This is a genomic window from Salegentibacter flavus (genome assembly GCF_900115145.1).
In the GTDB taxonomy this organism is placed as follows: Bacteria; Bacteroidota; Bacteroidia; order Flavobacteriales; family Flavobacteriaceae; genus Salegentibacter; species Salegentibacter flavus.
In genome coordinates this window covers 102,039-113,675 of record NZ_FOVL01000013.1, presented here as the reverse complement: position 1 = coordinate 113,675, position 11,637 = coordinate 102,039, and the positions used below count along the sequence as shown (strand labels likewise).

The 11,637-nt window shown below is 44.2% G+C and carries 10 protein-coding genes and 1 pseudogene; all 11 read left to right on the top strand.

All coding sequences use genetic code 11. The features are described 5' to 3' along the window. Window positions 1-125, top strand: a pseudogene (locus BM266_RS17645) (transposase); the annotation flags it as partial. Window positions 126-496: 371 nt separating this feature from the next. Next, window positions 497-2,083, top strand: a complete 1,587-nt coding sequence (locus tag BM266_RS11210) for an amidohydrolase family protein (RefSeq protein WP_093409624.1) — start codon at window positions 497-499, stop codon at window positions 2,081-2,083. A 161-nt stretch (window positions 2,084-2,244) separates the two neighbouring features. Continuing rightward, a complete protein-coding gene (locus BM266_RS11205; protein ID WP_093409621.1) occupies window positions 2,245-3,813 on the top strand; it encodes a serine hydrolase in 1,569 nt (522 codons plus the stop codon). Between the two features lie 96 nt (window positions 3,814-3,909). Further along, window positions 3,910-4,218: a DNA methyltransferase gene (locus BM266_RS17530; RefSeq protein WP_217648155.1), complete on the top strand. Its 309-nt coding sequence runs from the start codon at window positions 3,910-3,912 to the stop codon at window positions 4,216-4,218. A 233-nt stretch (window positions 4,219-4,451) separates the two neighbouring features. Continuing rightward, window positions 4,452-4,862, top strand: coding sequence for a hypothetical protein (locus tag BM266_RS11195; RefSeq protein WP_093409619.1), 411 nt, complete (start codon window positions 4,452-4,454; stop codon window positions 4,860-4,862). A 180-nt stretch (window positions 4,863-5,042) separates the two neighbouring features. Then, window positions 5,043-6,044 (top strand): DNA adenine methylase, encoded by a 1,002-nt coding sequence (locus BM266_RS11190; protein WP_093409616.1) that lies wholly within the window; start codon window positions 5,043-5,045, stop codon window positions 6,042-6,044. Between the two features lie 268 nt (window positions 6,045-6,312). Then, window positions 6,313-8,046 (top strand): acetate--CoA ligase, encoded by a 1,734-nt coding sequence (gene acsA / locus BM266_RS11185; protein WP_093409613.1) that lies wholly within the window; start codon window positions 6,313-6,315, stop codon window positions 8,044-8,046. Window positions 8,047-8,048: 2 nt separating this feature from the next. Next, window positions 8,049-9,035: a pyruvate dehydrogenase (acetyl-transferring) E1 component subunit alpha gene (gene pdhA / locus BM266_RS11180; protein WP_093409611.1), complete on the top strand. Its 987-nt coding sequence runs from the start codon at window positions 8,049-8,051 to the stop codon at window positions 9,033-9,035. After that, on the top strand, window positions 9,032-10,018 hold the full coding sequence (locus BM266_RS11175; protein ID WP_093409608.1) for an alpha-ketoacid dehydrogenase subunit beta: 987 nt from the start codon (window positions 9,032-9,034) through the stop codon (window positions 10,016-10,018). The genes pdhA and BM266_RS11175 overlap by 4 nt, the downstream gene beginning before the upstream one ends. Further along, complete coding sequence (locus BM266_RS11170; RefSeq protein ID WP_093409604.1) at window positions 10,015-11,310, top strand: dihydrolipoamide acetyltransferase family protein; 1,296 nt, start codon at window positions 10,015-10,017, stop codon at window positions 11,308-11,310. The genes BM266_RS11175 and BM266_RS11170 overlap by 4 nt, the downstream gene beginning before the upstream one ends. After that, the gene (locus tag BM266_RS11165) at window positions 11,307-11,552 is read left to right on the top strand and encodes an acyl carrier protein (protein WP_093409602.1); all 246 of its coding nucleotides are present in this window, start codon (window positions 11,307-11,309) and stop codon (window positions 11,550-11,552) included. The genes BM266_RS11170 and BM266_RS11165 overlap by 4 nt, the downstream gene beginning before the upstream one ends. Window positions 11,553-11,637 lie beyond the last annotated feature (85 nt).

The window sequence follows — 11,637 nt, the reverse complement described above, 5'->3', positions numbered from 1 at the left end:
TGCCTTACTGTACAAAAAAAGATGGCAGGTGGAACTTTTCTTTAAATGGGTCAAACAACACTTGAAAATAAAATCCTTCTGGGGAACATCTGAAAATGCCGTAAAAATCCAGATTTATTGTGCGATAAGTGCTTACTGTCTGGTCTCTATTGTGGCAGATAAACTGAAATTGCAGCATTCAACCTACGAAATATTACAGGTTTTGGGCATCTCATTATTAGATAAAACCTCTATAAATGAGCTTTTTATGAATATAGATTATAGTAATGTCAAAGAACTTGATTATAACCAACTGTCACTCAGTCTATTTTAACTGGACAGTAATGATTAAATGTATAAATTAACTAATTCCTAAAAACGGTCAATCGTATTCAGTACTCTACACTCTACAAAACACAAACCCCAAACCATAAACACAGCGTAACCCCGAACCCAAATCCGATAGCAAAGAATATTCTATATTTGAAATTATTCAACCCAAAACCAATTCTTAAACATGATAAGATCCACTCTGCCCTTACTCCTCTTCTTTTTAATATTTAAGCTAAGCACCGCTCAGGTTGAAAAAGCCCCGCCCCGGTCTGAAGGGGAAGGTCCCTGGCCACAGCTTATTATAAGGGGTGTGACACTGATTAATGGAAACGGTGCCCCACCAACAGGACCGGTGGATATTGTGGTTACCAAAAATCGTATCACCGGCGTGCATGTGGTGGGATATCCCGGGGTAGAAATCGATCCCGCTAAGAGACCTGAACTGAAAGCAGGCGGAAAAGAACTCGATGCGACAGGAATGTACCTGCTTCCAGGCTTTATTGATGTACATGGGCATATTGGTGGCAGCGCACAAGGTGCAAATGCCGAATATGTTTTTAAGCTTTGGATGGCCCACGGAATAACCACGGTGAGGGATCCTTCTGCCGGAAACGGACTCGATTGGGTGCTGGATCAAAAGAATAAAAGCGAAGCAAATGAGATTACTGCCCCCCGCCTACACGCCTATACCGCTTTTGGACAGGGAAGCGAGAAAGGAATCACGAGCCCGCAACAAGCCCGGGAATGGGTAAGGGAAAACGCAAAACGGGGAGCAGATGGTATAAAATTCTTTGGGTCCCCGCCAAAGATCATGGAAGCCGCTCTGGATGAAAATAATAAAGTCGGATTAAGGGCTACTGCGCATCACGCGCAAATGGCCGTGGCCAAATGGAACGTGCTTCATTCGGCTCGGGCCGGACTCAATAGCATGGAACATTGGTACGGCCTGCCGGAAGCTATGTTTACAGACCGAACTGTGCAGGATTACCCTGCCGATTATAACTACAACAACGAACAGGACAGGTTTAGCCAGGCAGGAAAGCTTTGGGAGCAAGCTGCGGAACCGGGAAGTAAAAAATGGAATTCCGTGATGACAGAACTCCTGGAACTGGATTTTACATTATCGCCTACTTTTAATATCTATGAGGCCAGCAGGGACCTGATGCGAGCGCGGACTGCCGAGTGGCACGAAGATTACACCCTTCCTTCTCTCTGGGAATTCTATCAGCCCAGCAAAATTTCCCATGGCTCCTACTGGCACTTTTGGGGTACAGAGGAAGAAGTCGCCTGGAAAAAGAATTATCGCAAATGGATGGATTTTGTCAATGAATACAAAAACCGCGGGGGTCGTGTCACGGCAGGATCAGATTCCGGATTTATTTTTCAGCTATATGGCTTTGCTTACATCCGGGAACTGGAATTATTGCGGGAAGCGGGGCTGCATCCTATAGAAGTTGTCATGGCCGCTACCCTCAACGGCGCCGAGGTCCTGGGCGTAGAAGATGACCTGGGATCTGTGGAAGTGGGTAAGTTAGCAGATTTTGTATTGGTGGAAGAAAATCCCCTTGCCAATTTTAAAGTACTTTATGGTACGGGCGCTATCAAGCTTACAGACAAAAATGAGGTTGTACGTGTTGGTGGCGTAAAATACACTATCAAAGATGGGATTATATATGATGCAAAAGAATTGCTTCGGGACGTCAGGGAGATGGTAGACAGGAAAAAAGAAGAAACTGGCTTTGAATTTAATCAACCCGGAATTAAGAAGTAATCGCAGAAAATTATTTTTGATTATTTAAACAGGGTTTAGTTTAAGCCCTGTACAAAACTTTACAAACCGAAAACTCAGGACCAAGACTGAGAACTCAACAGACTAACGACTACCCCCTGATGACTAAAATTACTATCTTTAATGACAAAATAAAACACCTGATGAAAACAAAAATACTTTCTACAACTTTCCTTATAGCTTTACTACTCTTCGGAATTTCAGGAACCGCCCAGGAAATTACTTCAAACCAAATAGACAGTCTGGTTCAAAAAACAATGGACACCTTTAACGTGCCAGGCATTGCCGTTGCTGTGCTTAAGGACGGGGAGATTATGCATATGGAAGGCTACGGCACCCGCTCGCTTGAGGAAGGCGGTGATGTTGACGAAAACACCCTCTTTGGGGTGGCCTCCAATACCAAAGCAATGACCGCCGCTGCCCTTGCCCAACTCATCGATGAGGACAAACTGGAATGGGACACTAAGGTGACAGAAATCATCCCCGAATTCAAATTATACGATCCCTATGTGACTAGTGAATTTACCGTAAGGGACCTGCTTACTCACCGTAGCGGACTCGGACTTGGGGCGGGAGATTTGATGGTATTCCCGGCTTCGAATGTGACCGATATAGACCAGTTAATCTACAACCTCAGATATTTGAAACCGGTTTCCTCCTTCCGTTCCCAATACGATTATGATAATCTACTTTACATCGTAGCTGGGGAAGTTGTAGAAAGAGTCTCGGAAACCGAATATGAAACCTATGTAAAAGAAAATATTCTTCAACCATTAGGAATGGATCGCACCGCGATGTCCTGGCACAGGGTCGACGACTACTCCAACGTCATCGATGGGCACGCCCCCGTAGATGGGGAATTGGAAATAACAGGCCTTAGCTTCACCAAAGTGGGTAATCCTGCCGCAGGGATCTATTCTTCGGTAAAAGACTGGAGTAAATGGGTGCAGGCACAGCTTGATGAAGGGAAATATGGAGAAAACCTACAGGACAGCCTCTTTAGCACCAAAGCACATCGGGAGATGTGGACACCCCAGACCCTCACCGGAACGGGAAAAGGTGACTATAACACGCATTTCAAAGCCTACGGCCTGGGATGGTTTCTAAGTGATGTCAATGGCTATCTCGAGGTCACCCATACCGGAGGACTCCTGGGAATCGTTAGTCAGGTGACCATGATCCCGGAACTGGACCTGGGAATCATCGTCTTCACCAACCAGCAGTCGGGCGCGGCTTTCCGGTCTATCACCAACTCGATTAAGGATGCCTACTTCGGAATGGAAGGAAAAGACAGAATTAAACAATATAACGACAGCAGGTTGAAAGCTGAAAAAAAGGCGGACTCCTTAGTCGCTGATGTCTGGAAGAGAGTCGAGGATGTTCAGAAAAACAGCAAAATGGACAAAGAAACCTTGTCGAACTATGCCGGCACCTACCAGGACCCCTGGTTCGGAAAAGTAGATATTTCCATGAAAGATGGAAAACTTCGTTTTAAAGCCGAGAATGTTTCAGATCTACAGGGTGATATGAGCTATTACAAAGGAAACAGCTTTGTGGTGAAATGGGATGATCGCACACTGAATGCCGATGCCTTTGCGGTTTTTAGTCTGGACAAAGAAGGAAAAGCTAAGGGCTTCACTATGGAACCCGTTTCCCCGCTAACCGACTTCAGTTATGATTTCCAGGACCTGGATTTTTCAAGGGTAGAATAAGCTTTGCTAAATAATTTAGAGAAGGCTTCTTAAAAAGGACTTCGTAGTGTCATTTCGGGCGCAGAAGAGATGTAAAACAGCCACTATTTTAGGTGGCTGTTTTGTTTTACTTATACTACGAAAATAAAAGAATCACGTCCAAATTTTTCCGAAGTTTCCACAGAAGCTAAATTTGATATAATCAATCCAATAATTTCAGCTTATTTTTCTCCGGTAGCACCCCTGCCTCAAATTCGGAGATATACAAAAAAAGGTGGGACTGTTCTATATCCATTTTTAAGCAGTGGAACTACTCTGTACGAATGTGAGAGTTTACAAAGAAATCTGATTGGCTTTGATATAAATCAGTCGATTCCTGATTTTGTAGAAAGTTTTATTTTTAAACCAACGAGCATAACAGCTTAGGCAGCTTTAATTAAATTCTATGAGAATGGATCTACTTAGATTGGAAAATGAACTAAAAAAAAAGATTATCCTATCCCTATTATTGGGGAAGAAAGCAATCCGATTCATGGGATCAACAGACAAATTTTATTTATAAAACTTATAGTTTCAAAAGATTACTCGAAAGATCCAATGAACTGGAGCCTGCAGTTAAAAATTATGCTCTCAACCGATGGTATAATTACTGGTCTGCCATGGGGGCCGAATATATTTTCTCTACTCATCCCGAAGTAAAACCTAATAAAAATGTCTATGATAAATTAGTTGATTTTACGATTGAAGGCACTCCCTTTGATCACAAGACGTCTGTTTTTCCCAGAGGTTATAACCAAACTCCCGATTATGCCTTTAACCATAAAAAGGAATTAATCGAATGGTTATATAGCAATCAAAGTCAACAGGGAAGGAAACACTATAAAAATAGATTGTTTATTGTTCTAAATGACCCTTCCGGACAACATTGGAAATTAAAATCTGAAATTCAGCTGCTAAAATCTGCAATAGATAATTATCTCCAGACCTATAACAGTGAAAATCTTATAAATTTAAATATTCAGGGTAACAACATTTATTCCGATGTAATTTGGATAGGAAATAAAAAATAACCTGCATTTTTTGGTAATATTATAAATAGAAATTAAAAAGATATCTTCAAAACTGGCGGCAAGGCCTATAAATTTTTAAAACTGGCAACCCAGGATGACGCAGGGATTCCCTAAAAAGAATAATATTTAATAGAAAAAGGCTAATTGTTATTGTTATTTTTGCAGTTCTCAAGTTGAATAATGAATTATATAGGTTCCAAAAATAAATTAAACTCGTTTATCCAAAAGAATATTGAAACTGTTGTTAGCGGCAATCTTTCTGATAAAGTATTTTGCGATCTTTTTGCCGGAACCGGAATAGTCGGCCGTAATTTTAAATCCAGAGTTAAAAAGGTTATTAGCAATGATTTGGAATATTACAGCTTTATCCTAAATAAAAATTATATTGGAAATCACATAGCCCTGGAGGATCAGGAGTCTTTAATACAGGAACTCGAAACGCTTTCTCCTGTTAAAGGCTTTGTATACAAAAATTATTGCATAGCTGGCCATGGTGATAGACAATACTTTAGTAATGAAAATGGCCAGAAAATTGATGCCATTCGTATTGCAATTGAAGAGTGGAAAAAGAGCGGAAAAATCGATGAATCACGCTATTTTTTCCTTTTAGCCAGTCTCCTGGAAAGTGCTGATAAAATTGCAAATACAGCATCAGTATATGGGGCCTATTTAAAAAAACTCAAAAAATCTGCTCAAAAGCCTTTAACCTTACAAGCCGCTAATTTTGATATAAATGAAAATCATCATGAAGTCTATAATCTGGACAGCAACCAATTAATCGATGATGTTCAAGGTGATATTCTTTATTTAGACCCACCTTATAATGCACGCCAGTATGGGGCAAACTATCATTTATTAAATACCATAGCACTATACGATGATTTCACACCCAAAGGCAAAACCGGTTTAAGAAATTATAATAAATCACAATATTGTAGTAAAGCACAGGTGTACAAAGCATTTGAAGATTTAATAAGGAAAGCGCAATTCCAATATATATTTTTGAGCTATAACAATGAGGGGCTAATGACCTTAGAGGACATAGAAAATATAATGTCCAAATATGGCTCTTACCACTTATCTTCTACTAACTACCAGAGATTTAAAGCAGATAAAACAGAAAACAGAATCCATAAAGCAAATAAAACTGTAGAATACCTGCATATTTTAGAGAAAGTATAAATTGGAGCTTTCATCTCAAAATTGCGCGAATAACCAGGAAACCACCCCATTTTTTTCAAAATGTGATTATGACAAAACTGTTTGTATTATACAGTTTGCGATGAATCTAATTTTTGGTAAAATAATCAACTCCTAAAAACGGTTAACCATATTCCGGCAAGGTCAAACCCAGAACTGGGAACCGGAAACCAGCCACAGTGCCCTGACAAATATCATTGTTTTTCAAGTCCTTAGTAGCTAATTTGATAGTCTCAAAATTTTAAAGGCTATGGGTTCCACCATAAATAAAACAAGCTACAATCTCGCCGATTATAACAGCGAACGGACTTCCTTTTCCTGGGAGAATGTTGAAAGAGAACTGGAGGCGGTAAAAGGAAAAGTTAAAAATAACATTGCGCATCTGGCAGTTGATCGTCATTCCGGAGGAGATTTAAAAGATACCATCGCCTTCCGGTTTATTCAAAAGGACAGGAGTTTTCAGGACTATAGCTATTCCCGCTTAAAAGAGGAAACTTCAAGATTTGCCAATGTTCTTACTAATCTGGGAATTCAGAAAGGGGAAACTGTCTTTTCTCTGGCCGGCAGGATTCCCGCCTTGTATATCACTGTCCTGGGAACCCTGAAGACTACAGCAGTATTTTGTCCGCTCTTTTCGGTTTTCGGGCCTGAACCGGTTTTTCAAAGACTGCATAAAGGAGACGCGAAGATTCTGGTTACTACTTCAGCATTATATGAGAGAACAGTAAAACAACTGGAAGAAAGGCTCCCTTCCCTGCGATATATAATCCTTAGCGATCTTGAGGAACATCGATCAGAAAAAGTCCTTTCCTGGTCCTTACTTATGAAAGAGGCTTCTTCCGACTTTAAGATCCCGCCCACATCTTCTGAAGATCCTGCTTTGCTGCACTTTACCAGTGGCACGACCGGCATGCCCAAAGGCGCCCTGCATGTGCATAAGGCGGTGCTCACACATTATATCACGGGAAAATATGTGCTGGATTTCCATCCCGGAGACCTTTTCTGGTGTACGGCTGATCCTGGCTGGGTTACCGGTACTTCCTACGGAATAATTGCGCCCCTGGTCAACGGAGTTACTTCCATTATAGATCAGGAGGAATTTGATGCCATGCGCTGGTATTCTATCCTGGAGGAACAAAAAATAAATATCTGGTATACTGCTCCCACGGCCATCAGAAGGCTGATACGGATGGAAATAAAACCCGGCAAAAAATTTAATCTGAGGGCTCTGCGCGTCATTTTAAGCGTAGGAGAGCCACTTAGTGCTGAAGCTGTGCTCTGGGGGGAACGCAGCTTCGGTATTCCCATTCTGGACAACTGGTGGCAAACCGAAACCGGCGGGATCATGATCGCCAACTATCCCTCCCTGGAAGTAAGACCCGGCTCCATGGGCAAACCTCTTCCCGGGGTGGAAGCCGCCCTGGCCGAAGTGACTGAAAATGGATTGAAGCTCATCGAGGAACCGGGAAAAGAGGGACATCTGGTGTTGCAAAAAGGATTTCCTTCCCTGTTCCGCGGTTACCTGAATGAAGAAGAGCGCTACAATAAATGCTTTTCGGGGGACTGGTATCTTACCGGAGACCTGGCCAAAAAAGATGCCGATGGGTATTTCTGGTTCATAGGGAGAGCAGACGATATCATAAAGACCAGCGGACATATGGTAGGTCCTTTTGAGGTGGAAAGCACTTTGATGAGGCATCCGGCCATCGCAGAAGCCGCTGTGATAGGAAAACCCGAAACCTCAATCGGTGAGCTGGTAAAGGCTTTTATAGTCCTTAAACCCGGGAACCAGGAAAACGAAGAAATGAAATTGGAGATCACTGGCTTTGCCCGAAAACATCTAGGGCCGGCTGTAGCTCCTAAGGAAATAGAATTTACAGAAAGTATACCTAAGACCCGCAGCGGAAAGATCCTTCGCCGATTATTAAAAGCCCGGGAGCTGGGATTACCTGAAGGAGATACCTCCACTCTTGAACAAAACTAAGCATGGAAACAAAGGACAAATTAAGTGCCGAAAAGGCAGAAAAGCTTCTCTATCAGCTGCTCCTGATGAGGAAGTTTGAGGAGAAGAGCGCCGAGCTTTACACCAAGGAAAAGATACGGGGTTTTCTGCATCTTTATATAGGAGAAGAAGCGGTGGCCACAGGGGTCATTCAGGCCCTTAAGCCTGAAGATAACGTGCTGGGCACCTACCGGGAACACGCCCATGCTTTAGCCCGGGATGTAGATGCCGGGGCCATCATGGCCGAGATGTACGGCAAACAGGAAGGCTGCAGCAGAGGTCGCGGCGGCTCCATGCACATTTTCGATAAGGAGAAGAACTTTTTTGGCGGAAGTGCTATCGTTGGGGGTCATCTCCCCTTGGCCACAGGAATGGCCCTGGCTTCCAAAAAACTAAAAAAGGATAATATTACCGTGTGTTTTTTCGGGGAAGGTGCGGCAGCAGAAGGGATTTTCCATGAAGCCCTTAACCTGGCTTCCCTCTGGAAGGTTCCTGTACTCTTCGTCTGTGAGAACAACCTGTATGCTATGGGTACGGCCCTGCGCTTTTCTCATGCTGTGCAGGAAATAGAAAAAAAGGGACAGGCCTACGGGATCGAATCAAAGGCCGTAGACGGAATGGATCTGCTTAAGGTGATGGCTGCCGCCAATAAAGCCGTGGAACAGGTTAGAAATTCGGGGGAGCCTTATTTGCTGGTATGCAACACCTATCGTTTTCGGGCACATTCCATGTTTGATGCTGAATTGTACCGGAAAAAATCTGAAGTAGAAAAATGGAAGAAACGCGATCCCATTCCAAAGTTCCGTAAATACTTGCTGAAAGAGAATTTGATAAGCGAGACACAACTTCAGGAAATGGAAGAAAGGCTGGAGACCGAAATTCAGAAAGCTGTAGATTTTGCCGAAGCCGGAACCTGGGAAGCTAAAGAAGAGCTCACAAGATTTGTCTATTCTGAAAACCCTGAATCATGAGTGAAACAATCAAAATAACATACCGTGAAGCCCTGAAAGCTGGGATTAGAGAAGCCCTTTTCAATGATGAGCGGGTTTTTCTCATGGGAGAAGATGTTGGCCGCTATGGCGGTGCCTTTGCGGTGAGCAAAGGTTTACTGGAGGAGTTTGGGGAAGACCGTATTATGGACGTCCCCCTTTCTGAAGCCGGATTTGTAGGGGCGGGAATTGGCGCCTCCCTGGCAGGTTTGAAACCCATAGTAGAGGTGATGACAGTGAATTTTGCGATGTTACCTATGGACCAGATCGCGAATAATGCCGCCACTTTGCTGCATATGTCGGGCGGACAACTCAATGTGCCTGTGGTCATCAGGATGAGTGCAGGAATAGGAAAACAGCTGGCTGCCCAGCATTCTCACAGCTGGGAACCCTTATTCGCCCATATCCCCGGGCTGATCGTGGTTTCGGTGGGCACTCATGAAGATGCGAGAGGAATGCTCTCGACTGCCCTGAATAGTCCGGACCCCGTGATCATCTTTGAATATACTTCTATGCTCAATATGGAAGCTGAAATACCTGCCGATTCCGGTCCTACCGACATTTCGCGGGCAAAGATCCGCCGGGAAGGAAAAGATATTTCTATTATCACTTACGGGATAGGAGTATACAAAGCTCTCGAGGCTGCAAAGCGACTTTCAGAACAGGGTATAGATGCCGAAGTTATAGACTTGCGGGTCTTGCGCCCTTTAGATGAAGACTGCTTTATAAAGTCGGTTAGCAAAACCCACCGGGCATTACTGGTAGAGGAAGCCTGGAGTACCATCAATGTTTCTTCGGAAGTGAGCGCCCGTATTATGGAAAAAGCTTTTTATGAGCTGGATGCTCCCGTGAAAAGATTAGGTGGAATCGAGGTACCTATCCCCTATCCCCTGCACCTGGAAAATGCCTCTGTTCCGCAGGTGGAAGATATTGAGAATGCAGTAATAAAAATACTAAGGCCATGACAGAGTTCTTAATGCCCAGCCTTGGGGCCGATATGGAAGCAGGGACATTAGTTGAGTGGAAAAAGAAACCGGGCGACCAACTCAAACCGGGAGATATCATTGCCGAGGTGGAAACCCAGAAAGGCCTTATTGAAATAGAGGTCTTTGAAGCAGGAATCCTTGAAGATTATCTTATCGAAGAAGGAGATAAAGTGCCCGTGGGCGCCCCCATGGCAAAACTCAAATCTGAAGGTACTCCTGGAAAGATCCCCGAAAAGGATTCGGAAACACACCCCATTCAGGAAAAAGAGCAAGCCACAGAAAGCGAAGGCCCGGTTCCTTCAGATAGTATTTCAGAAGAAACTTCTTCCAAAGAAAAATCTTCCGAAGAAAAACACAGGATAAAAGCTTCTCCCCTCGCCCGAAGCATTGCCGAAAAGAACAATGTTGATCTCACTAGCCTCACCGGCACCGGGGAAGGCGGAGCAATTACAAAAGCTGATGTGGAACAAGCCATGGCCGGGGAAAAAGAAACACCTAAACAAAGCCCGGAAACTACAGCCGTAAAAGATACAGTGGAAAAAAAGGCGGAGCAGGAAACTCCTTCTAAACAAGTAATGGAGCCCCCTGCCCCCTCGAGCAAGCCCGGACAGCAGGAAAGCATCCGCGCTGCAGTAGCCGCAGCCATGAGTCGGTCGAACCGGGAAATCCCTCATTATTATCTGGAAAAAAAGATAGACATGCTGGCGGCGATGAGCTGGTTAAAAGATACCAACCGGCAACGGGAGATCTCGGGCAGGTTATTGCCCGCGGTCTTATTCATCAAAGCCGTAGCCAAAGCCATAGACAGTACCCCTGCCCTCAACGCCGTATGGGATAACGGCCTGCAACTCAAAAACGAAGTGAACATAGGCTTTGTCATCTCTCTGCGAGCCGGAGGTTTGCTTGTACCGGCTATTCGCAATGCCGATACTAAAAATGTGGATGAGATCATGACAGCGCTTAACGACATGATCCCCCGTGCCCGGGCCCTGAAACTCCGTAGTTCAGAGCTTAGCGATTCCACCATTACCATCACCAGTCTTGGAGAAAACGGGGCCGAAAAGGTTTTTGGGGTGATCTATCCGCCACAGGTGGCCATTGTAGGCTTCGGCAGTATAGTTAACGAACCACTGGTACATGACGGGATGCTAGCCGTACGTCCCGTGCTTCACGTCACTCTCGCCGGAGACCACCGGGCCACAGACGGTCTGACCGGGAGCCGCTTCCTGGAAGCTTTAAATAATCATCTACAAAATCCCGAAAAATTATGACCCGCGAAGAAATACAATCAGCCATTTTTGAGTTGCTCAAAAAGACAGCTCCTGATACAGACCCCACCAGCCTCAAACCCGATGAGAACATCAGGGAAGCGCTCAATATTGATTCCTTTGACGCCCTGCAGTTCCTGGTGGCGCTGAATGAAAAACTCGGAATAGATATCCCTGAGGAAGATTACGGCAAAACAGCCACGCTAGGTTCGCTAACGGATTATTTGGAAGAAAAGTCGCAGTAGAGTTTCCAAAATGCATCGGCCTCTCTGTTCTTTGTAATTTCGAAGCCTTCGGCTCACAAGGTAGTGAGATCGTTAAATGGGCCCA